The 24,731-nt window shown below is 34.6% G+C and carries 12 protein-coding genes; 4 read left to right on the top strand and 8 right to left on the bottom strand.

Annotation, left to right across the window (positions count from 1 at the left end):
* Nucleotides 1-51: 51 nt before the first annotated feature.
* The 4 genes from L3049_RS17420 to L3049_RS17405 all read right to left on the bottom strand — a co-directional run bounded on the left by L3049_RS17420 (nt 52) and on the right by L3049_RS17405 (nt 3,344).
* Nucleotides 52-462, bottom strand: a complete 411-nt coding sequence (locus L3049_RS17420; protein ID WP_275111103.1) for a secondary thiamine-phosphate synthase enzyme YjbQ — start codon at nt 460-462, stop codon at nt 52-54.
* A gap of 262 nt (nt 463-724) precedes the next feature.
* Nucleotides 725-1,165, bottom strand: coding sequence for a hypothetical protein (locus L3049_RS17415; RefSeq protein ID WP_275111102.1), 441 nt, complete (start codon nt 1,163-1,165; stop codon nt 725-727).
* Nucleotides 1,166-1,626: 461 nt separating this feature from the next.
* Complete coding sequence (locus tag L3049_RS17410) at nt 1,627-2,052, bottom strand: arsenate reductase/protein-tyrosine-phosphatase family protein (RefSeq protein ID WP_275111101.1); 426 nt, start codon at nt 2,050-2,052, stop codon at nt 1,627-1,629.
* Nucleotides 2,053-2,129: 77 nt separating this feature from the next.
* Nucleotides 2,130-3,344, bottom strand: coding sequence for a dipeptidase (locus L3049_RS17405; protein WP_275111100.1), 1,215 nt, complete (start codon nt 3,342-3,344; stop codon nt 2,130-2,132).
* A 180-nt stretch (nt 3,345-3,524) separates the two neighbouring features.
* Between L3049_RS17405 and L3049_RS17400 the strand changes: the two genes are divergently transcribed.
* From L3049_RS17400 to rocD, 4 genes are all read left to right on the top strand, one after another.
* Nucleotides 3,525-5,936, top strand: a complete 2,412-nt coding sequence (locus tag L3049_RS17400) for a TonB-dependent receptor (RefSeq protein WP_275111099.1) — start codon at nt 3,525-3,527, stop codon at nt 5,934-5,936.
* 64 nt (nt 5,937-6,000) lie between these two features.
* Complete coding sequence (locus L3049_RS17395; RefSeq protein ID WP_275111098.1) at nt 6,001-8,028, top strand: BatA domain-containing protein; 2,028 nt, start codon at nt 6,001-6,003, stop codon at nt 8,026-8,028.
* Between the two features lie 96 nt (nt 8,029-8,124).
* On the top strand, nt 8,125-9,645 hold the full coding sequence (locus L3049_RS17390; protein ID WP_275111097.1) for an ATP-binding response regulator: 1,521 nt from the start codon (nt 8,125-8,127) through the stop codon (nt 9,643-9,645).
* 226 nt (nt 9,646-9,871) lie between these two features.
* A complete protein-coding gene (rocD, locus tag L3049_RS17385) occupies nt 9,872-11,104 on the top strand; it encodes an ornithine--oxo-acid transaminase (RefSeq protein ID WP_275111096.1) in 1,233 nt (410 codons plus the stop codon).
* A gap of 79 nt (nt 11,105-11,183) precedes the next feature.
* Here rocD and L3049_RS17380 read toward each other — a convergent pair whose 3' ends face one another.
* From L3049_RS17380 to L3049_RS17365, 4 genes are all read right to left on the bottom strand, one after another.
* Nucleotides 11,184-12,242, bottom strand: a complete 1,059-nt coding sequence (locus tag L3049_RS17380; RefSeq protein ID WP_275111095.1) for an energy transducer TonB — start codon at nt 12,240-12,242, stop codon at nt 11,184-11,186.
* A 252-nt stretch (nt 12,243-12,494) separates the two neighbouring features.
* Nucleotides 12,495-21,764, bottom strand: a complete 9,270-nt coding sequence (locus L3049_RS17375) for a T9SS type A sorting domain-containing protein (protein WP_275111094.1) — start codon at nt 21,762-21,764, stop codon at nt 12,495-12,497.
* Nucleotides 21,765-22,060: 296 nt separating this feature from the next.
* Complete coding sequence (locus L3049_RS17370; RefSeq protein ID WP_275111093.1) at nt 22,061-23,995, bottom strand: PBP1 and LysM peptidoglycan-binding domain-containing protein; 1,935 nt, start codon at nt 23,993-23,995, stop codon at nt 22,061-22,063.
* 172 nt (nt 23,996-24,167) lie between these two features.
* On the bottom strand, nt 24,168-24,623 hold the full coding sequence (locus L3049_RS17365) for a ferritin family protein (RefSeq protein WP_275111092.1): 456 nt from the start codon (nt 24,621-24,623) through the stop codon (nt 24,168-24,170).
* Nucleotides 24,624-24,731 lie beyond the last annotated feature (108 nt).

The raw sequence follows: 24,731 nt of genomic DNA, 5'->3' as shown, positions 1-24,731 counted from the left end.
TAACAACGCCTCCTAAAAAGAGGCGTTTTTTTATATCAAAATTTGCGACAACTAGGAATAAATTGTAGCTACAATTTTTCTTCGTCCACCTCTATTTCTAAATTCGCACAAATAAATTCCTTGCCAAGTTCCTATATTTAAACGATGCTTTGTTATTGGTATCGTTAATTCAGGACCTATTAACGAAGCCTTAACATGTGCAGGCATATCGTCCGATCCTTCAAAAACATGTGTGTAGTAAGATTGATTTTCAGGAACCAAATTATTCATGATCGACTCAAAATCATCTCGAACTGAAGGATCTGCATTCTCGTTTAGGGTAATTGCTGCAGAAGTGTGTTTTATAAATAAATGCAGGATACCTGTCTTTGGCAAATCAACAAGCTGCTTGTGTATCTCCGAATCTATTAAATGATAACCTCTTGAATATGCAGGAAGCGTAATTTCTACTTGTTGTATCATTGTCTAATTTTTGAGTTGATTTAAGAATTAAACTAATTACAAATTTAAAATTTCGCATTACAATAACAATGCTATCAGCTAACAGCTTCAAGTTACAAGCTTTTTGACACAACTAAGATTCAAAAACTAATAAAACAAATTCCCAGTTTTGAATTCTTCTTCGATGGCAATCGCGTAAGAAACTCATAACTGGGAACCGCTCTATCTAGGTAATTTTATACAAAATTATCCAATCCTCACCATTTAATTATCTTAACATTCTTTAATGACGAATACGAACATTCACCTTAATTGGCTTTTGTTTAAATACATTCTTTACGCATGCAATCATTTGATTTTCGGACAAATGATCTTCCGATTCGACCTTGCGAATACGGTCTTTTAGCAAAGGTTCTTTACTAATGTGTTTTGCCAGATGTACTTTTGTTTCGGCCGGTCCAAAAAGGTAAATTTCTTCGGCATCTATCAAGGCATCAGTAATTTTTTCAAAATAGTGTTTAATTTGGTGCCTTCTTTTATGTGTTGTTTTTGTTGCTGGATTAACAAATTGATTACCAAAGCGTGAATATGCTTTTGTTTCCCCTTTATAACGAACCCTCGATTCAATTTCAGATTCAATTATTTCAACTTTGGCATCTTTCTCTTCGATTGTAATAACGTAAGCTTTTTCGGTATCTAACCATACTCCGATATTTTTTTTCATTTTCGCCTCCTTGTTAATATGAGTACTGATATTTTTTAAATTTAATTGGCAGGAATGAGAGGATGGATCTAAGTTTGTTAAGAAAGTAATGTTGAATTATATATTTAAGAATAAATTCCATATTAAGAGTCCTTTTTTACTCGTTAATTGTTTTTATTAGATCTAAACTAAAATTACGAATTTTAATGCCACTTGTCAAGACTAAAGCTGGTATTAAACTATTATTCATACAGAAAGAAATCAGCAACTTAACAAGTTGAGCGAATAATAAATTAGGTTAAAATCACCTATACGTTACAAGCGTTCGATGTTCATCTTCGCTTACAAAACCTATAAATATGGAGATTAGGTAAACAAAAAACGGGATCCTTTTGGGATCCCGAATTATATTTTATTCGACCATTAAACTAGCCTAGCACTTTTTTAAATAAAAAATTGTTTATCAATAAAATTAACAAAGATTAAGCAACAATCTGAAATCTGTCTTGAACAAAGCCAAAACAAATGTCTTCAACAGCATTACAAATTGCATTGTAAGCCTGCTGTCTCACCTCTTTGTCTCCTTCTACCTTGGCAGGATCAGGCAATTCAAACAACAAAACTTCTGGGTTACCATTTAATTCTATCATATTCTCCTTCACTTTTGCATCGAAACACAATACAAAATCAAAGTTCGTATCCTGAAAAGCTGAAATTGATTTTGCTTTGTACTCAGGAATATCCATTACTGCTTCGGCCATTGCTTTTTGTGCCATCACATTAATAATTCCCTTTTCTAGACCAGCACTCACCACTTCCAAATGCTTTTTACCGTAGTATTTTAACCATTTTTCGGCCATATGAGAGCGTGCCTCATTTTTACTACTTAATATCAATACCTTCTTCACGAACTTTTCTTTTTAATTTTTAAGATCACAAATGTAAGCAATTGCCTTTAAAAGAAACAAGCTACAAAACACGAAAGCTAGTTTGAAGCCAACTCTTCTACCCTTTTAAAAACCCTCATAAAATTACCTCCCCAGATTTTACCAATTTCCTCTTCTGAATAATCTCTGCGAAGCAATTCTTTCGTAATATTCATCATTTGGCTAACATCAACACAATCTTTTAGGCCACCTCCTCCATCAAAATCAGTACCGATTCCAACGTAATCAATCCCAACTAATTTCACGATATGATCGATATGATCAACAGCATCGGCAACTGTTGGCTTATCCTTCGGGTAATCAATTTGCATTTGTCTCCATTCATCCCAAATCTTTTGTTCCTCTTCTTCGGTCATCTTACCAGCTTTTCGATACCTTTCTCGTAATTCAAGCTCTTTTTTATAGCCAATAGTTGTTGTATCTGGAGCTTTAACGTAATCGTCAAGAATACACATTTGAATTACTCCTCCATTTTTAGAAAGAGCTTTCAGCATATCATCTGTAAGGTTTCTAGGGCTATCACAAATAGCTCTAGCACAAGAGTGAGATGCAATTACCGGTGATTTCGAAAGCTTTAGCACATCATAAAAGGAACTGTCTGAGATATGCGAAACATCAATTAAAATTCCCAAATCGTTCATTTCATCAACAACTTGCTCTCCAAACGTACTCACTCCATTAAATTCTTCTCCATTTTTATCTGTTGATGAATCACAAATGTCGTTATTCGAAGTATGACACAAGGTAATGTAACGCACTCCTTTATTATAATATCTCTCCACTTCAGAAATCTCGGTTCCTATCGGAAACCCATTTTCTAAACCAATGTAAATAGCTCTTTTCCCATCTTTCTCGATACGATATCCATCAGCAACAGAGAGTGCAACTTCCGCTTGATCTTTATTTTTCGTACACGCAGAATAAATTGAATCAATTAACTCATCAGCTTTCGAACGAGCAGCTAAAATATTCTCTTCAGTTCTTTCTATTTGGGAGGTAAATGCTGCGAAAAAAATTCCATCCAATCCCCCTTCTTTCATTCTTGGAAAATCAACACGGCTTCCTCCTTTTTTAAAAGGATGTGCCACACCAATATCAAAATCTTTATTTAAAAGATGATAAGGAGTATCTACATGTGTATCAACCGTGAATGCATGATTGTGTATCTTCTCAGCTTTCTCATCAATTGATTGGCAAGATGCAAACAGTAAAAATATTGGTAATAATAAGGTAAGAGAATGAATTTTTTGCATGAAATTGGGTATTTGTAATTTTTGAAGGACTAAAGATAAGCTACTGATGTCGAAAACAATAAGAATATTGATTTTTTATATTTTATGAAAAGAGTTCCTTTATTTAGATTTGCTTTGTATCTTGGTGTTTTGGTATTTTATTTAACTTTATTTGCGCCCTTTTAACAGACTAGATTCATTATGATTCAATCTATTTTACGCCCTTTAATTCTATTTTTCTTTTTACTCCCAATACAAGTTTCAGCACAACAAAATGCCATCTTAAAAGGAAAAATTACCAATTCAAAAAAAGAACCAATTCTTGGGGCATATATTCAAATTAAAAACCAAAAACGCGTAACAACTAGTGATGTAAATGGTAATTACACAATTGAACTCACAGCAAACCAAAATGCAACCATTACATTTAGCCATGTAAGCTATGTGACAGTCACGCATGAAATCAATCTTACAAATAAAGAAATAAAAGAGTTTAATCCAATTTTAAGCTACAAGAAAGAACAATTACAAGAAGTAAGGGTTGAATCGAACCAAGATATTAGAAAACAGACTACAGAAATAAACACAATTCATCTAGAACAAGTTCCTGTAAGTGGAAATGGTGCCGTTGAGCAAATTATTAAAACCTTACCCGGTGTTAGTTCAAACAACGAGTTAAGCTCTCAATACTCTGTGCGTGGAGGTAATTTCGACGAAAACCTTGTTTACATTAATGATGTAGAAATTTACCGACCAAATTTAGTGCGATCGGGACAACAAGAAGGGTTAAGCATCATCAATCCTAACTTGGTTTCATCGGTACAATTTTCATCTGGAGGATTTGATGCAAAATATGGAGACAAACTATCCTCTGTACTTGATGTAAAATACAAAACACCTCAACATTTTGAAGCATCTGCGGAAGCCAGTTTATTAGGTAGTTCGGCACACATAGCCAATAGTCATTTAAATAATAAACTCTCTTATTTGGCAGGTATTCGCTACAAAACAAACGAGTATCTGCTCAACTCGCTAGATAGCAAAGGAGAATACAAACCCAATTACACCGATTTTCAAGCTTTGATAAACTACCGATTCTCATCATCGCTTAGTATGCATTTATGGACTAGTTTTAGTGAAAACAATTACAATTTTAAGCCCGAAACACGCAACACTTCTTTTGGAACCATTAATAAAGCGCTACAACTCAAAATCTATTTTGAAGGTGAAGAAAAAGACAAATACGAAACAAACATTCAAGCTTTAACTGTAAAATATCATCCCAATAGCAATTCACTTTACCGAATTATAGCCAGCAGATACGAAACCCTTGAGCAAGAAAACTTTGATATAATGGGGCAATACTATTTAAGTGATTTGTTCGTGTCCCAAGGTGGCAGTAATTCCGAAAGTGTCGAAAATCTAGGAATAGGCACCTTTATCGATCATGCAAGAAACAAACTCTCAAAAGAGGTTTATACCCTTGATGTAAAGGCAGATCATAGCATAAATAATCTATTCTTACAATGGGGATTAGGTGTAAAACAAGAAGAAATCGATGATCAGATCAACGAGTGGCAATATCAAGATTCTGCAGGCTATTCAGTTCCAATTTCTGATACAAATGTGCAACTTGCCTACTCTCGAAATGCAAATAATAAAGTAAGCAGCAATCATATCAACTCATTTGCTCAAGCAACTTATGTTTTTGAAAATGAAAAAGGAGAATTTCAATTTACAGGTGGTTTAAGACACCATTATTGGAATTACAATAAGGAGAGTTTTCTATCTCCACGCGCATCGGTAAATTACATCCCAAATTGGGAACGGAAAGTGAAGTTTAGATTCGCTGCTGGCTACTATCAGCAAACACCTTCGTACAGGCAAATGCTTACCATTAATGGACAAATTAGTAATCATTTAAAATTGCAAAAATCCATCCATTACGTTCTCGGACAAGAATATTACTTTACAGCATGGAATCGTCCGTTTAAATTCTCAAGTGAATTGTACTACAAAGATCTTAAGGCAATTACTCCTTATGATATTGAAAATGTAAGGATTCGCTATTATGGAGATCAAAAGGCTACAGGATATGCCACTGGAATCGATTTAAGAATAAATGGGGAGTTTATTCCTGGAACAGAATCTTGGGCGAGCTTATCTGTCATGAAAACAGAAGAAAATATTGTTGGTGATGCAATGGGTTTTATTCCTAGACCAACAGATGAACGGGTTAATTTCTCGATGTTTTTTCAGGATTACTTGCCTAGCAACCCATCTTACAGAATGCATTTAAGTCTATTCTATGGTGGAAAATTACCCGTTTGGAGTCCTAAAAATGGCAAGAATGGCTCAAACTTTCGAATGCCTAATTACAGAAGAATCGATTTAGGATTTTCAAAGACATTAATTGATGAAAATCACAAATCAATAAATAGCCTATTCAAGCATGTTAAAACAATGCGAATCAGCTTAGAAGTCTTTAATGTTCTCGATATAAACAATACTGTTTCATATCTGTGGATGAAAGACGTCTCTGGCAATCAATATGCAATTCCTAATTACCTTACAGGGCGAAAGCTCAACCTTAAATTGAGCGTTAAATTTTAAGAAATGCTTATTATGCGATTGCCTTTTTATCTATTTTGCGAATCGATCTAAATAAAATAAATTCATGTTCCAATTTTTACATCCTGAGGTTTTATGGGCACTAACAGCTCTACTGCTTCCAATCATTATACATCTTTTTAACTTTAAGAGATACAAAAAGATCTTTTTCAGCAACCTTAAGTTTCTTTCAAACTTAAGCACCGAAAATAAAAAACGTTCGAATTTAAAGAAATGGATCATTTTACTACTACGTCTTCTGGCCTTGGCATGTATCATTATTGCTTTCGCACAACCCTATATAAGCACAGAGATTAATAAAAAATCATCTCAATCTGAAAGCTTTAGCATTTACATTGATAATTCTTTTAGTATGAATGCTGAAACAGAACAAGGGATAGCTTTAGATGTTGCTAAAAATAAGGCTTTTCAACTAATCAATAGTTTTCCGAAACATTCTAAAATAAGAATTTACAGCAACCAATTAAGCATTAGTTCCCCTTCGCTAAACAAAGAGCAAGCAATCACAAAAATACAAGAGATAAGTCCCTCTCCTGTTATCGCCAAACTCTCCGATAAACTAAGAACAATAAACATTGATAAAAAAGAAGAAAATGTTCGTGTTTATATCTTTTCTGATTTTCAAAAAAATCAAAGTGATTTTAAAGATATTAAAATTGATTCTAGTGCAAGAATCACACTACTACCTCTTTCCATACAAAGAACCAGTAATCTTGTAGTTGATTCATGTTGGTTCGAAAAGCCTTTTCATCAATTAAACCAAGCAGAAGAGTTATTTGTTAGCATTAAAAACGTTTCAAATACTGATTTCGCTAAAATCCCAATCAAACTGAGTATCAACAAGGCTACTAAATCAGAAATAAGCTTCGACATAAAGAAAAACTCAAGCAAAATCTTAAAATTGAAGTATTACAATCGCGAAGTAGGTATTCACAACGGAAAAATTGAGTTAGATGATTATCCAATATCCTATGACAACAGTTTATTTTTCTCCTATTACATTAATAAGGAAAACAATATTCTTTCAATAAATCAAGATGGTCCCAACAAATATTTGAATAAGCTTTTTACTGGAAGTGAAACCTTTAAGCTAACAAATAAAAGTAAGGCCTACTTATATAATGAGAACACTGATGCATACCAACTTATCATTTTGAATGAAATCGATAAAATGGAAAGTGGTTTTAGACATGTGCTTACAAAATACATAGAAAATGGTGGTCGAATACTTTTAATTCCCAATGAAAAGATAGACGAAAGTGTTAACCTGTTCTTAAAAGATATTGAAGCACCAATTCTAAAAGAAACTGATACGAGTGCGCAAAAACTAGCAAAAATTGAGCTCAATTCTGAGATTTACAAAAATGTATTCGAAAAATTAAAGAATAATGCAAGGCTACCAGATATTTTCAAGCATTACAAATTAGGAAGCTCTAAGAATCAATTCGGTGAGAAATTATTACAGACAAAAGGTAATGCTCCCATACTTACAAAGATTCCTTACGGAAATGGGCAATTATATCTTTTCACAACTCAGCTAAATCCTAAGTGGACTAATCTAATTACTCATCCTATTATTATTCCAACACTAATAAACCTAACAAGAAACTCAGGTAAATCTGCATCTCTTTACCATCAAATTGGTTATCCTAAGGCTATTAAAATTAAGTCAAACCAAAAGAATAAAGATCAGTTACACATTGTTAATAATGATTTAAAAATTGATTTTATACCAGAACAAGCTAAGCACTTTGAAAAAGGAATTGTGTTATTTCCAAAAGAACAGATTACAATAGCGGAAAACTATTTAATAAGTCTTAATGATTCCATTCTTAACTCTTGTTCCTATAACTATTCAAGACTAGAATCAGTTCCCGAATACTACAGTGAAAATGAAATAAATGATTTAATTGAAGATCATTTAAACAAAATTTCAATAAGTTTTCCGAATAAAATGAAACTATCTGAGCTGTATAACGAACAAAGTAATGGAGAACAATACTGGAAACTTTTTGTAATTCTTTGTATATTCTTTATTATTTCAGAAACAATTATTGTTAAAGCTAAGCTTTAATCAAACATAAATTATTATTTAACAAATGACAAAACCTACTGTTTTAAACCCATAAAACTACTACTACTTAACATACACACTAACCCTGACTCTTTTATGAAAATCGACACAGCTCTTCAATTAAGACAACTTGATAAAATTCATCGTCTTGCAGGTATTGGCTATTGGATTTACAATTACAACACCAATAATATGTGGTGGTCTAACATAACCTACTCTATACTTGGTTATTGCGATCAAAGCCTCACTCCTACTCGACAAGATATTGTAAAGCACATTCACCCGGAGGACTTAGAATTCTTTTTGGTTTCATTGCAACAAATGCACCAACAAGCAATGGATATTGAATTTCGATTTTTTAAAAATGGCGAATTGAGATTGGGAAAAATAACTGGCGAGGTGTATGACAATAAAAATGAGGGCTTAATAGAAGAAGTTCTTTTCCAAGACATTACAGACACAAAAGTTAAAGAATTTGAAATTGCAAAGGCTTGGAATAAAGCATTGGAAGCTGAAAATCTTAAAAATGCATTCCTTGAAAACATGAGTCATGAACTGCGCACACCTTTAAATTCAATTATTGGATTCTCAGATCTCTTAGAAAATACACAAAATGATCCTTCTGTTGGAAAATTTGCAAACTCAATAAAAACCTCTGGCTTACAATTATTAAGAATCATTGAAGATCTTCTTAAAGTTTCGATGCTAGAAAGTAGAGTATCAAAGCCTAACAAAAGAAAGATTCGTCTGAACGAAATGCTTTTAGAGATAAAAGAATATTCATTGGATATGCTTAAAGAACAAGGAAAAGAAAATCTAGAACTCAACTTTTCTTTTGCCCTAGAAGCTCCAAATGATCTAATCAATTCCGATCAAATAAAAATCAGAAATATTTTTAAGAATCTGATTCACAATTCAATAAAATTCACAGAGACAGGAAGCATAAACTGCTCGTACGAAATTGTCAAGGACACGATACACTTTTCAATTACCGATACCGGAATTGGGATTCCTTCGAAATATGAAAGTCGAGTATTCAAACGCTTTCGTCAAGTAGATGAATCTGGTCAGAAATATTATGGAGGCACAGGTCTTGGCATGTATATTTCAAGGTTAGAAATTGAACTATTGGGTGGTAAAATATGGTTTAGTTCTGAAAAAGACATCGGAACAACAGTTAGCTTTAGCATCCCTAACATACTCACTTCTGAAAATCAATTTGAGAATGAAGAAACAACAACAACTTATCATTGGGAAAATTACACCGTTATAATTGCGGAAGATCAAATTACTAATTTTAAGATACTTGAAGCATACCTTCAAAAAACAAACATCAATATTTTATGGGTTAAAAATGGACAAGAAGCTATTAATTCATGCTTGCAAAACCCTGAAATATCCATTGTTTTAATGGACATCAATATGCCTCAAATAAACGGACTTGAAGCCACCAAGGCCATTAAAGAGAAAAGACCAAACTTAACGATCATCGCCCAAACTGCTTACGCCTTAAATGGGGATAAAGAAAACTCATTAGCAGCTGGCTGTTCAGATCATTTAGCGAAACCCATCAAGAAAAGTGATTTACTTGAATGCATGGCTAAATACCTTCCCTAAAGGAGAGCAGGTGATTCCATTGAAAACAGAACAATTATTTATAATCATAAAAAAACACCTTATTTAATATAGAGCCTTATGATAACATAGGGCTTTTTTATTTTTTTAACATTACAAATAAAAAAATCTTTCAAAAGTGTTGGTAGATAAAAAAATAATTGCAAATTTGGCGTATCGGATTTTAAGAGTTTAATCCTAAAATACAAATCTTTTAAATTTCACAATTATGTCTAATACAACAATTTCCATGACTGCTAAAGACTACATGGAAAAAGAGTCACAATTTGGAGCTCACAACTACCATCCACTTCCAGTAGTATTAGAAAGAGGAGAAGGCGTACATGTTTGGGATACTGATGGAAAAAAATACTACGATTTCCTTTCAGCGTATTCAGCTGTTAATCAAGGGCACTGTCATCCAAAAATTATTGGAGCTATGATGGAGCAAGCACAAAAGTTAACTCTAACTTCTCGTGCATTCTATAGTAACAACTTAGGAAAATATGAGGAATACGTAACTAAGTATTTCGGATATGATAAAGTATTACCAATGAACACGGGGGCTGAAGCTGATGAAACAGCTATTAAGCTTGTTCGTCGTTGGGGGTACGATGTAAAAGGTATTCCTGAGAATGAGGCTAAGATAATTGTATGTGATGGTAACTTCCACGGACGTACGGTTACAATTGTTTCTATGTCTAACGATCCGGATTCATATAAAGGATTTGGTCCATTCACACCAGGTTTTGTTTCTATTCCTTACAACGATGTTGATGCATTGGCTAAAGAGTTGAAAGATCCTAACGTATGTGCATTCTTAGTTGAGCCTATTCAGGGTGAGGCTGGTGTTTATGTACCGGAGAATGGATTTTTAAAGAAAGCTTCAGCGCTATGTAAAGAGAATAACGTATTGTTCGTAGCTGATGAGGTTCAAACGGGGATTGCTCGTACAGGTAAGTTATTAGCTGTTGATCACGAAGGTGTTCGTCCGGACGTATTGATTCTTGGAAAAGCAATTTCAGGTGGTGTTGTACCTGTATCTGCAGTACTTGCAGATGACGATATCATGCTTGTTATTAAGCCAGGTGAGCACGGTTCTACTTTTGGTGGTAACCCAATTGCTTGTGAGGTTGCAATGGCAGCTCTTGAAGTTGTAAAAGACGAAAAACTGGCTGAGAATGCTGAGGCAATGGGACAGATTTTCCGTGAAGAATTATCAGCTGTTAAGTCTGACATGATTGAGCTGGTACGTGGTAAAGGTCTTCTTAATGCAATTGTTATTAAGCCTAAAGGTGGTAAAACAGCTTGGGATGTGTGTATGCGTCTTCGCGACAATGGTATGTTAGCTAAGCCAACTCATGGACATATCATTCGTTTTGCTCCTCCATTGACAATCAATGAAACTCAACTTCGCGAAGCGATTGAGATCATTAAGAAAACAATGGCAGAATTCGAATAAGCGAAATCATTATAAAATAGAAAAGGCTTTCCGATGGAAAGCCTTTTTTTTATATTTAAAAATTCATTTTAAATACCTATCATTCCATATAAAAACTGATTGGAAATGTAAAAGAAACCTTAGCCAATTCTCCTCCATGCCGTCCGGGCTTCCAAATCGGCATATTACTAATAACTTTCACTGCTGCGCTATCAAGATCTGGATCTACAGATCGAATAACTTTCACGCTTTCAACCATGCCATCCTTATTAATCACAAAACTAATATATACCTTTCCCATCACTCCATTTAGCATTGCTCTTTCTGGATACTCTACATTCATTGCAATCCATTTTTGGCATTCATTCGAACCTCCTGGAAATTCGGGCATTTCATCAACAATAACAAATACCTCACTTGTATCTTTCTTAACTGGAGTAGGATCCGACAATTGAAAATTAATTGGAAATGTGTAGGATACTTTAGCTAATTGACCATTTTGCCTTCCTGGTTTCCAAGTTGGCATGCTAGTAATAACTCTTACCGCTTCAGCATCAAGATCAGGATTTACTGATCTTATTACTTTTACATTTTCAACCTTTCCCTCTTGATTTATGACACAACTAGTAAAAACCCGTCCTGTAATTCCATTCTGTATTGCCTTTAATGGGTAGTTTACATTCATTGCAATCCATTTTTGCAACTCAGTTTGTCCACCCGGAAATTCAGGCATATCATCAACAATAACAAAGACCTCATTTGGATCAATTGGCACTGGATCTGGCAAGTGTGGTTTATAGTTTATTTCTTTAGCACTAAATTTCTTCTTTTTAACATCAACTAAAACATGAATCGTCTTCTGATCCAAAACCTCAACTGAACATTTAAATTTCTTCTTTTTAAATCTAAAAATAAGATCATACTTACCTGTATGAATCTCTTCTAAAATTAAAGAATCTTGAGTTTTATTCCCTTTAATACCCATTTGAGGTATTTCAATATTCACAGCGGATGGTATTGTTTGAATAATAAGATTACCTAATGTTTTTTTAAGAACATCTTCTAGGCTTTTTGCATTCGTTGAATTAGAGTTTTCTGCTTGAGAAAAACCTTCTAGAATAACAAACGCAAAAATCAATAGTAAAAAAGTTTTCTTCATGTGTGATCTTTTTTGGATTAGTAGGTTCCTGTTGACTTATATAAATCAACATTAATTAGTCTTAACAAATTTATTAAAATATTCTATTAAACATTAGAATATTTACTTTTCTAATAATCACACCTGGTGTTATTATTTCTTTGAAAAAAGACTATAAAAAAATAGCAAGCTTGCCGTGAGGACAAATTGTCCTGCAGCAAAATTGCTATTCATGCACTCTAATTACAATATCATTTTTACAGCGAGAGTCTCTTATTGAATAACCAGTTTCGTTCGTACTACCTTATCGGTATATCGAATGGTAAGGAAATAAATTCCAGCATTTAAATTCGACAGGTCAAATGGTATTCGGTTTTTATTAAGTGACGGCTCTAATTTACGCGTCGCAACCACTTTACCTGACTGATCAAATATTCTCAACACCCCATCTTTATCTGAATTAGAAAGCTCTACAAAAAACTCTCCTCTACTTGGATTTGGATAAACGGCAATACTTTCTTGAGCAAGCAATTCATTTATGCCTGTTGTGATAAAGATTTGTTGCTGTTTTTCACTATCAGGACAAGCCTCGTTGGAAGCTGTAAGCGTAACAATATAACCCGTTCCTTCTGAATTATCCAAAACAAATGAATGGCTTGGCTCAAAATCACTACTTATCATACCATCACCAAACTCCCAAACGATCGAAGTTGCATTAACACTTAAATTTGTGAATTCAACTTGATTGTATTCCATTTCGAATGTAAAATCAGCGATTGGAGCTTCTATTGGACTCACTGTTACAGCATTGGAATACTGAGTAGTAAATCCTTCTTTGCTAACCATAGCACGATATATTGCATTTTCAACAACTTCATCTGTAACGAAGATTTCCGAAGTTTCACCATCTACATCAACAAATACATCATCTAATTCATTGTACTTCTGCCACTGAATTGTTCCATCGAACCCAACGAGTGTTATGCTCGAATTTTCGCCATAACAAACCAGTTCGGGATTAGCATTCGCTTCTCCAGCTCTATTTACTTGTGGCTCTGGAATTGTAAATGACTGAGAAAGTTTTGGTATAATACCAGTCCCTTCAAATTCGAGACGTGCCCCCTCAACTTCCATAGTACTTGTTGCTGACAAATCAGTATAGCTAACTAGTCCTTCTACTGCAATCTGTGTGAATGTACCAGAAAGTGTCCAATCACCATCATCACCTTTTTTAACCGCTATTGGCGTTTCGTTATCTGTTTCGCAATAGTTTCTATACTGATCTTGTAACTGCAGCTGTGGCTGTCTTAAAAAGGCATCTCCATTAGTTAATGGCGCTGATGGTTCCTTCAGAATTACAAGATACTTCGATTTTCCATGATGCAATACTTGCTCAAATCGAACGGTATCGTAATTTTGAGAATAAATATATATCGAATCAACTCCAGATTTTTGAAGAATTGATGTTACCGTTGGATCAAAAGTAATCCTACCTGGTACCGAAATATCATACCTTCCTTCTAAACTTCGAATTCCATAACGTATATCATCAATTAAAGATCTCCACGTTTTATTATCAGTAAATTCTACAAAGAAACTTTCATCTACATTGGCATTTGGATTCCCCACAATTACTGGTGGTGGTGGAATAACAATATCAAAACTATCAGATACAACATTTGGAAGAGCATCAGAAGTAAAAAGTAATCTTGCCCCTTCTACTCTATTTTCACTTGTAGCAGTTAAGTCCAAATATTTCACAAGACCTTCAATAGCAGTAATTGTTTTAACACCACCTAAATCCCATAAGTCAACGACATCCGTATCACTACCATCAGAATACTTTGCTGTCAACACTTGTGTTGCATTATCATTATCACAATTGTTTTTGTATTGATCAAGCAACTGTAATTTTGGTTGTTGTGCAAGTGTATCTCCGTTATTTTCCGGCCCAATAGGCTGATCAACAAATACCATTTCTGTTGCTACACCATGTTCAATAATCTGTTCAACCATTGCATTAGCATATCCATTCGCTACGATTACAATCGTATCTGTTCTTGCAATTTGCAATATTGAATCAAGAGAAGGATAGAAAGTAATGTTACCAGCTTCAATTAAATAAGAAGTATCTACCAAAGTTTCACCTGCGAAACTAATAGCTGATATTGAATCTCTCCAACTTGCATTATCACTAGCTTGAATTGTAAATTCATTATCAACCGTAACATCTGCAGCTGCAGTCAATTCAATTATTGGAACCGGCAAAGTAAATAAACTTGAAACGACGGTATCTCCAGAAAATAAGAATTGAAGATAAGCTGAATCGATAGCTATTTCGCTGGTTGCAACAAGATCCGTAAAATTAACCGCACCTTCAACAGCCGAAACTTCCAAAGTTCCACTCAGCTCCCATGCTTTGTTGTCATATTTTTCTACGCTTACCATGGTTGTATTATCTGTAATACAATCATTTAAATACTGATCTGCCAATTTCAATTCAGGTTGTTGTGCCAATAGATCTCCATTAACTTCTGGAGCTGTTGGCTGCTTCAACATTAGTAAACTATCAGCTACACCATGCTGAATATCCTGTTGTACAGTATCATGAGAAAATCCTCTAGATTGCACGATTACTTCAAAGCTTCCATTCTTTTGCAAAAATTCTGAGTCAGAAGGAATCAGCTTCAACTCTCCAACTTGTGAGAAGTCATAACTCTCCGCAACTAAAACACTATCATTAACAATTACTACATTAATACGATTTCGCCAAACAGAATCTTCGGTAAACGAAATAACAAAAGGATTATCTACTGTTGCTCCAACTGCCGCATTCAACACTGGAGGAGATGAAACATCAGGAATATCAAATGGATCCGCAACAACTCCGTCTATATCAGTAGAGCTAAATAAAATCTCAGCACCAGTTATCGGACCTGTTGAAAATGCGGATAAATCATCAAAAGTAACAACACCATCCACAGCGGTTTTTTCGAGCGTACCGGCTAAATCCCAAACGCCTTCATCATTTCTCGAAACAGTAATAATTCTTTCATTATCACTATCACATAAGTTAGAATATTGATCGTAAAATTCTAGAATAGGCTGTTGAGCTAACAAATCACCATTAGCTGGTGGAGCAAGAGGTTGTTGTGTAATATTCATTGTAGCTGCAACACCATGTCCAACCGTTTGCTCTACTGTTGCATCACTATATCCTAAAGCTTTAACGGCAATATTAAACACACCCGCTTTTTGCAATAAGGTATCTTCCGACACATGGAATACGATTTTATCAGACTCTACATCATAAGCTGAACTAGGCAATGTATCACCTTCATAAGTAATCATTTCGATACTAGTTGGCCAAGAATCATCTATACCAAAAAATCCCAATTCAAAATCGGCATCTACCGTTGCATCAAATTGAGCTGATAAATTTGGAGGATTCTGCAATGCTGGAATATCAAAAGGATCAGAACTAACTAATGTAATTCCAGCACCTGTGAAGCTTAAAAATGCTCCTGTTATTGCAAGATCACTTGATACTGATAAATCCTTATAATTGATAACACCACCATTAACTGCCTGAGTTACGGCTCCACCTAATGTCCAATTTTGACCATCACCATTCACAACTGTTACTTCATATGCATTTTCATCCGAACAAGCATTATCATATTGATCTCGAACTGAAATTTTAGGCTGTAAATCTAACGTACCACCATTAATCAATGGAGCTTCTGGCTGAGTTTCTACCAATAAAGTATCTGGAACACCATGCTTTATTTCCTGGTCAACAGTAGCATCCTGAAACCCTCTAGAATAAACCAGAATTTCTTTCGTAGCAGCTACTTGCATTTCAACATCTTTTGATGGATCAAATACAATTTTACCAGATTGAGTCTTATCAAATGCATCAGAACTTAAAAGAGTTCCTCCATAAGATATTGAATCGATATTACCTTGCCAATCTGCATTTGTTGAAAAAGTTACATCAAACAACGAATCTACCGTAGCAGAAGTTGAAGATATTAATGAAGGTGCAAAAAGAGGTGCTGGAATTAAAAACGAATCTGACTCCTGGCTTGTTAGTCCTGTGCCAGAAAAGGTGATTGTTGCGTCTGAAACCAGATCTGTACTTCTGGCAGTAAGATCGGTAAATTCAACAATCCCGTTAGTTACCATTATCGAAGTAGTCCCATCGATAATCCAGCTTCCTCCTGTTGCATTAGCTTCAATTTCTTGTTCATTATTAGTAGTACAATCGTTTAAATACTGATCTTGAATCTTAACGATCGGTTGAGTTCTAAATTCATCTCCATTATTTTGTGGTCCGAAAGGTTGAGTTGTTATTACAATCATACTTGCAGCTCCATGCGATATTTCTTGTTGCACTGAATCTTTCAAAAATGAAGTTGATACGATAAAAAGATATTCATTAGCAACAGCTTGCAAAATAATTGACTCTGCAGGCTTAAAGGTTATTTCTCCAGCAACAGTAGCATCATAAGCTGCAGCAGGTAAAACCTCTGTTCCATATTTAATCTCTGTAATCTGATCTCGCCAAGCAGCATTATCAGTAAAAGTAATTGTAAAATCTTCATCAACATTTGCTTCTGTTGCAGCTGTTAATACAGGCGCAGCAGTTAAATCAGGAATGTCGAATGATGTAGAATTAACTGTCGTTAATCCATTTGCCGAAAATGCAATAAAAGCACCTGTAACAGCAGCAGAACTAGAAGCAGTTAAATCTGAATAACTAACCGAACCATTCACAGCTTGCTTTACCAAAGTTCCTCCAAGATTCCAATCATTAGTATCTCCTTTAGCAGCAGTAAGCTCAATTGTATTCTCACTGGTACAATCATTCCCATATTGATCTCGAATGGTAATAGCTGGTTGATTAGCCAGTAAAGCACCATTTTCTGCAGGAGCACTAGGCTCTAATACGATATTTAAAGTATTTGCAGCTCCATGCTTTATTTCTTGCGATACACTAGCATTAGCATATCCTTGAGCATAAACTACCAAATCTTTAGTGTCAGCTACTTGCAAATCAGAATCTAAAGAAGGATCAAATATGATTTTTCCAGACTGAGAATTATCATAAGCTGCAGGATCAATTAAATTAGAATCATACCTAATGGAATCAATAGCCAATTGCCAATCAGCATTTGCACTAAATGTCACTTCAAAACTTGCATCAACTGTGGCTGTTGAAGAGGCAAGCAAAGTAGGTGAAGCATCCAAAGAAGGTATCGTGAAAGCAGCAGAAATAACATCCGTTAAAGAAAATGCTGAAAAAGTTATTGTTGCAGTCGTTAATTCAGCACTACTACTTGCCGTTAAATCTGTAAAAGTAAAAATACCAGCTGAAGAAGTAAGATCACCTGTTCCTCCTAAAGTCCACGTTCCACCGGAAGTTGCTGAAGAAATATTTGTCGTATTATCTGTCGTGCAAATATTATCATATTGATCATGCAAATGAACAATTGGTTGTGTTACCAAACTTCCTCCATTAGAATTGGGCCCAACAGGTTGAGTCGAAATAAATAAATCAGTAACTGAACCATGTCCGATTTCTTGAGTAAATTCAGCATTAGCATAGCCACTAGAAATAATTGTTATCAACTCTGAACCCGCCACTTGTAATAAAGCTGATTCTGCAGGCTTAAAGGTAATTCTTCCAACATTTCCAGCTTCAAAAGCCAAGCTTGGTAATGAATTACCATCATACTGAATATCTGTAATATTGCCACGCCATGTAGCATCATCATTAAAATTAATTGAGAATTCATTATCAACAGTTGCGTTTGTTGCCTCAGTTATTGAAGGAACAGCGTTAACTGGAATATCAAAACTAGCAGAATTAACATCGGAAAAACTTCCAGATGAAAAAGTTAAGAAAGCGCCACTTACGGCTGCATCACTTGTTGCAGATAAATCTGTGTAAACAAATGTTCCATTAGCAAGTGTTTGATTAGGTGAACCTCCAAGTGTCCAATCACCAGTATCGCCTTTAACTACAGATATTGTCGTAGCATTATCTCCTGTACAAGTATTTTGGTATTGATCCTGACTTATGATTTCGGGTTGCTGTACCAATAAACCACCATTACTTGCTGGTGCGGTTGGTTCTACATTCACTTTAATTGCTGTCGGAACACCATGACCAATTTCTTGAGTTAAGCTTGAATTTGAAAATCCGGAAGCAACAAAAACAAAATCATTTGTTCCTGCAACTTGTAATGCTGTCGACAAAGAAGGATCAAATGTTATTTGTCCATCAATAGTCGTGTCAATAGCAGCTGCATCAACAGCATTTCCATTATATGTTACACTGGTTATTTCTGTCTGCCAATCATTTGTATTTGTGAAAGTAATTATAAACGTTCCATCAACAGTTGCACTCATCGCTGCAGCAAAATCTGTAGGAGGAGAATTCTGTCCTAAATTAAAGGTAGCTGATCCCTCTCCTGTTAGTCCAGTAGCAGTAAACGATATATATGCATTTGTAACGGCAGAGTTGCTACTTGCTGTTAAATCTGTATAAGCTAAAACTCCGGAACTAACAGTACCGACCTTTGCCCCACCAAGAGTCCAACTTCCTGGATCATCCTCACTTGCTGTTATTGAAACAGAACTATTTGTTGTACATACATTATCATACTGATCTTGAATCTCAACGATCGGTTGCGTTGTAAATGGATCTCCATTAACTGCTGAAGCAACAGGTTCTACTTGCATTGCTATTTTTGCTGCAGCGCCATGCCCTATTTCTTGCGTTACACTTGCAACACCATAAGTAGCAACAAAAATTTCCAAATTAGCCGATATTGCTGTTTGCAAGGAAGGATCCGCCGATGGAGTAAAAGTTATTTTATTAGTAGTAGAATTGAATGAATAAGCGCTTAAAGGCACAATATTACCGTTAAATTTTATTGAATCGATATTTGATTCCCAATATACATTATCACTGTATGAGATTTCAAATGGATCATCTACAGTTGCACCTAATGCTGCTGTTAAAGTTGGAGCTGCATTAACATCGATAATAAATGCATTTGATTCCAAAGAGAAAGAACCCAAATCAAAGGTGATTGTTGCATTATCAACCTTTACATCACTTGTTGCTGTTAAATCAGTAAAAGTAATGACTCCAGTAGATGCAGCAGGATTTGTTCCATCTACTGTCCAGGTTCCATCACCAGTTTCGCTTAATGTAACTGTACTTGTTCCATCCGTAGTGCAATTATTATTGTACTGATCTTTAAGTTGAAGTACTGGTTGAGTAACTAAAACACCACCATTTGATCCTGGAGCTGTTGGTTGAGTAGTAATTAAAAATTGACTTGCGGCACCATGAATTAAGTTCTGATTTATTGTTGCATCGGCATAACCATTAGCAACGATCAAAATCTCACTATTTGTACTTCCATCGTGAGGAGTTTGAAGTTCACTATTACCTCCTGAAGGAATAAAAGTAATAAAATCAGATCCTGTGTCAATTGTATAATCAGTACCTAAAACTAGTGAAGCTCCATTATAACTAACAGAGGTAATACTTGTCTCCCAAGTTACATCGTTCGCATAATTAATATTGAAATTAGCATCAACAGTAGGATCTGTTGCTGCAGTAAGTGCTGGAAAAGGATTTACTGGAATTGTAAAAGCATCTGAAGCAAGTGTAAAAGAAGCAATTTCAAAAGTAAGTGTAGCATTAGCAACTTCAACATTACTGCTTGCAGTAAGATCCGTATAGGTAATTATACCTGAGGATGCAGTAGGATTTGTTCCATCTACTGTCCAAGTTCCATCACCTGTTTCGCTCAATGTAACTGTGCTAACATCATCAGTAGTACAAAGATTACCATATTGATCTTGCAGATTAAGAATTGGTTGCGTTGCCAAAGCACCTCCATTTGATCCTGGAGCTGTTGGTTGAGTTGTTATAGAAAGTTGGCTTGCTGCACCATGAATTAAGTTCTGATTTATTGTTGCATCGGCATAACCATTGGCAACGATCAAAATTTCACTATTTGTACTTACATCGTGAGGAGTTTGAAGTTCACTATTACCTCCTGAAGGAATAAAAGTAATAAAATTTGATCCTGTATCAATTGTATAATCAGTACCTAAAGCTAGCGAAGATCCATTATAGCTAACAGAGGCAATACTTGTCTCCCAAGTTGCATCGTTCGCATAATTAATATTGAAATTAGCATCAACAGTAGGATCTGTTGCTGCAGTAAGTGCTGGAGAAGGATTTACTGGAATTGTAAAAGCATCTGAAGCAAGTGTAAAAGAAGCAATTTCAAAAGTAAGTGTAGCATTGGCAACTTCAACATTACTGCTTGCAGTAAGATCCGTAAAGGTAATTATACCTGAAGATGCAGTAGGATTTGTTCCATCTACGGTCCAAGTTCCATCACCCGTTTCGCTCAATGTAACTATGCTAGTACCATCTGTAGTGCAATTATTATTGTACTGATCTTTAAGTTGAAGTATTGGTTGAGTTGCCAAAGCACCTCCATTTGAAGTTGGCGCTGTTGGTTGAGTTGTTATAGAAAGTTGGCTTGCTGCTCCGTGTGTTAAAGTTTGAGACACTGTTGCTACACTATAAGTATTAGCAGTAATTTCCACATTGCCAGCACCAGCAGCTTGTAAGACTGAATTACCTCCTCCTGGTTTTAAACTAATTGTACCCACTCCTTTATCAACAACATAATCTGTTGTTACAGTTAAAACGGTACCTCTATAAGATAAAGTTTGAATTGAATCTGCCCAATTCCCATCATCTGTAAATAATATAACAATATCAGAATCGATATCATTATCTGTTCCTGCAGTTAGAGGAGGTGGGCTTGTTAGCGGAATATTAAATGTTGCTGAGTTCACAGCAGTTACATCAGCAGAAAAACTAATTTGCGCAGTTGATACGACTACATTACTTGTTGCTGATAAATCAGAATAAGTAAGTAATCCAGTGTCTGCATTTTGCACTAAGGTACCTCCTAATGTCCAAGTGCCACCATCTGCTTTTGCCACAGTAATCTCACGCGGACCATCACTAGTACATCTATTTCCATATTGATCTTGAACCTCAATTTCTGGTTGTGTTGAAAAAGCGCTTCCATTCACTATATCAGCTACTGGTTCAGTTTCAACACCTAATTTTGTAGGAACTCCATGACCAATTATCTGTTCTACTATAGCCTGATTATATCCATCTACATCAATAGTAACATTAGCAGTAGCCGATGTTTGCAATGCTGTGTTACCTCCTGAAGGAATTAATGTAAGTTCATTAGGATCGTAACTTAAAGTGTAGTCAGTATCTTTTGTTAAAGTTACACCATTATAAGTGACAATAGGCTCAGGAGATGTTACAGCCTCCCAACCTGCAACTTCCGTAAAAGTAATAACAAAACTAGCATCCACGGTAGCACTGCCATTTGCAGTTAAGACAGGAGGATCTAATTGAGCAAATAAAATAGTGGAGAATACGCATAGGTATCCCAAGAGTAAATATTTTTTCATAACATAGGACTTTAGGTAACTAACCTTAAAAATTAAACAAAGTCTATACCACCAAATGCTAAGTTCTCTCTTTATGGGACTTACAGGAATTTTACGAATCCCGTATTTTCTCCGATAATGGATACATATACAAAGCTATGAGAAAAACATAGCATGCATAAGCCTTTCCGTAACGATCTATATCTACATCCCTTTTTGGATGATTTATCCATTTTCGGATATAAAAAAAAGGCTGAATCTCTAAGATTCGGCCTTTTACTATAATAATAATTTAGTATTTTTTTTCAGATAATCTTCTACTTGCTTTCAAAGTTAGGAACATGATGTCTGATTTTAAAATCTCTTGAGTAGTTCACAAAATGAACACCTTGATTCTCTAATCCGCCAAAAGCGTTTACCCTCTTAAAATCAAAATGAGATTGCAAAAGATCAATTTGCAACTCGCTTAAATGATCTGGAAAATGATTTCCGTATTGACTAACTGCCTTCGTAAAGTAACGACACAAATCAAAACCTCTAAAACTAAAATCATTTGGCTCACATTTAAATTTAGTCCTAAAACTACTTACAAAGTTTTCAATCTTCTCTTCCTTATAATCAATATGATAAGGCGTTAAAATACTCAAATTCAAATTGTAAAAAAGCTCTGACTCTAAACTATTGTATCGTTTCCAAACAGGAAAACCCATTAAACGAATAGCAAATCTTTGACTTAAAACATTTAAATTTGAAATAATATTTTCAACGTATGGTTGCTTTGTGGAAGGCAATAAAATAACATTTTCGCAGGTATCTGATAAAATTCTTTCAATCCCGAAAAGACCGTATTCTTCAAATGATATTTTTCGATAACTCATCTCATCATTCTTCCAATACTCACCTTTCTCGAATAACTGACGTTCGATATCTTTTACCAACTGATATTCACTCAAATGCTGGTAGCGATCTGGATGAACCACAATAAGATTTTTCATTTCGAGATCAGAGCCCACATAATCAGAAATACGACCACAAATAGACTCTATGGAAGTATTTAACTGAATAACAAATGGATTCGTTTTTAACAGCGAATTCTTCGGAGAAAGAGGTGAAATAATAGGAATTCCTCTTTTTTGAGCAAAACTAGCAACAAGTGAAAATGTATTTGAATAAACAGGGCCAATTATAAAATCTAAATCTGTGTATTGAATACCAGAAAGGATGCGTTGAACTCTCTCAGGTTTTCTCTCAGTATCGAACACATGTAAATCAACCGACAAACCTTCTTTTTGCAATGAATCTACTGCCAAAAGAATCCCTTGATAAAAACGGATGAAATTATGTGACTTTGGAAATACAGTTCTAGTGTTACGCTCATTTACAATTCTTAATGTATCCTTATAAGTAACAATTTCATTAATTGTATCATTCGCTTCTAAATACAAAGGTAAAAATAAGGCAATTCGAATTTTCTGTTGCGACAAAGGTCTTTCAACCACCTCATTAACAATAAGTTTATCCTCTTCAATTTCTTGAACTATTGTATCTTTCTCAACTGGTTTCTCAACAAAATATTCTGGTGGAACAAGATACCTCGGAATTCTAACCCAACTACCAATCGTAAGAGCTTTGCCTTTTAATTGAGGATTTAACTTCCTAAACTTCCTCAATTTCATGAAAAATTTTCGTGCTATAGCTGATTCAGTATCCCCTTTCTGAATAACATGATAATAGTATTTTTTATCGTGTTTAGGGTGAGTTTGTACGATAACTTTTTTCTCTTTTTTAATTCCTTTGGGAACCATAAAAACAGAACCTAAACTTAATACATCCCCAATGTTTGGATTTGATTTTTTAAGAACATCAATAGAGAGATCATATTTTTTAGAAAGAGAAAAGAACGTATCATTCTTCTTTATGACATGATAGATGAATTGATCATCTTCCTTCTTAACCAACATAGGAGCAACAGCTGTTTTTGAATCAACAACCGGAATTCTTAACACCTCACCAACATTTACTGTTACCTCTGTTTTATGGTTCACTTGTAGAATAACAGAAAGCTCAACACCATAAGCCCGGCTAATGGAAAACAAAGTTTGCTTCTCTTTAACCAGATGTAAAAAACACGTCTGTCCACCTACAACTACCTTATTATTAGATAACTCAATAGTAGTTGACTGAGCATGTGCAAAATTTAATGTCTCAAACAAAAGACATATCAGAAGAATACTTCGAAAAAAATAATTCATTAATTATCTGTATTTCAAATATTTATAGTTCAATTAGAATAGCTAACAAAAATACGAAAGTCAGCTTGGAAAACAAAATATCTACAACAATTGAACCATAAAAAAGCAAAATCGAAATCTCAGCCTGAAATTTCGATTTTATTACTTCATTTTAATAAATCTTAACATCCTCTTAATTCTCAACCAAAACATGTTCGTCATATTCAATTTCAAATTTTAATTTATGACGAGCCTCAGCACTAGCCAAAGCAAGAAATGTCTCCTTACATTCTTTGTTTTCAGCTCCTTCTGCCATTTCAGAATAAAACTTAAATTTCATCTTCTCTTTTTTCATTGCAATAATCAATGCATCCTGATAAGACAAATCATTTTTACGATGATCTACCTCCTCTAGACTATTCTCAATTTTAAGATCTTCAATCTCCTCCCAATTTAATCCAGATTTTACATCTTTAATTTTCTCCAAACGAAGCATTCTTGCAGTTTTTTCTAAGGCTATATTTCTAAAAAGCCTTTTTACATTTTTCCTTTCCATCCGATTTGCAATCTCAGAATAAAACTCAATTTCATCCATTTCCTTACCAATTGCATAATCAATAATCTCTTCAAATGTCCTAAAAATTCTCATTCTAAATTTTATTAGTTGACCCTATTTGTAAATAATAACACCCTCATTTTTTTATAAAGGCGATTGACTTTAAAAGTTACAAAATATTCACAATCAATGCAAAAGAAT

Source organism: Labilibaculum sp. DW002 (assembly GCF_029029525.1).
Lineage (GTDB): Bacteria > Bacteroidota > Bacteroidia > Bacteroidales > Marinifilaceae > Paralabilibaculum > Paralabilibaculum antarcticum.
The sequence above is the reverse complement of the archived record's forward strand: the minus strand, read 5'-3'. Positions and strand labels throughout refer to the sequence as shown.

Bases quoted from the DNA above. Each gene is read 5' to 3' on its own strand.
- L3049_RS17420 (WP_275111103.1), bottom strand. From the start codon at position 462: ATGATACAACAAGTAGAAATTACGCTTCCTGCATATTCAAGAGGTTAT.
- L3049_RS17415 (WP_275111102.1), bottom strand. From the start codon at position 1,165: ATGAAAAAAAATATCGGAGTATGGTTAGATACCGAAAAAGCTTACGTT.
- L3049_RS17405 (WP_275111100.1), bottom strand. From the start codon at position 3,344: ATGCAAAAAATTCATTCTCTTACCTTATTATTACCAATATTTTTACTG.
- L3049_RS17400 (WP_275111099.1), top strand. From the start codon at position 3,525: ATGATTCAATCTATTTTACGCCCTTTAATTCTATTTTTCTTTTTACTC.
- L3049_RS17395 (WP_275111098.1), top strand. From the start codon at position 6,001: ATGTTCCAATTTTTACATCCTGAGGTTTTATGGGCACTAACAGCTCTA.
- L3049_RS17390 (WP_275111097.1), top strand. From the start codon at position 8,125: ATGAAAATCGACACAGCTCTTCAATTAAGACAACTTGATAAAATTCAT.
- rocD (WP_275111096.1), top strand. From the start codon at position 9,872: ATGTCTAATACAACAATTTCCATGACTGCTAAAGACTACATGGAAAAA.
- L3049_RS17380 (WP_275111095.1), bottom strand. From the start codon at position 12,242: ATGAAGAAAACTTTTTTACTATTGATTTTTGCGTTTGTTATTCTAGAA.
- L3049_RS17375 (WP_275111094.1), bottom strand. From the start codon at position 21,764: ATGAAAAAATATTTACTCTTGGGATACCTATGCGTATTCTCCACTATT.
- L3049_RS17370 (WP_275111093.1), bottom strand. From the start codon at position 23,995: ATGAATTATTTTTTTCGAAGTATTCTTCTGATATGTCTTTTGTTTGAG.
- L3049_RS17365 (WP_275111092.1), bottom strand. From the start codon at position 24,623: ATGAGAATTTTTAGGACATTTGAAGAGATTATTGATTATGCAATTGGT.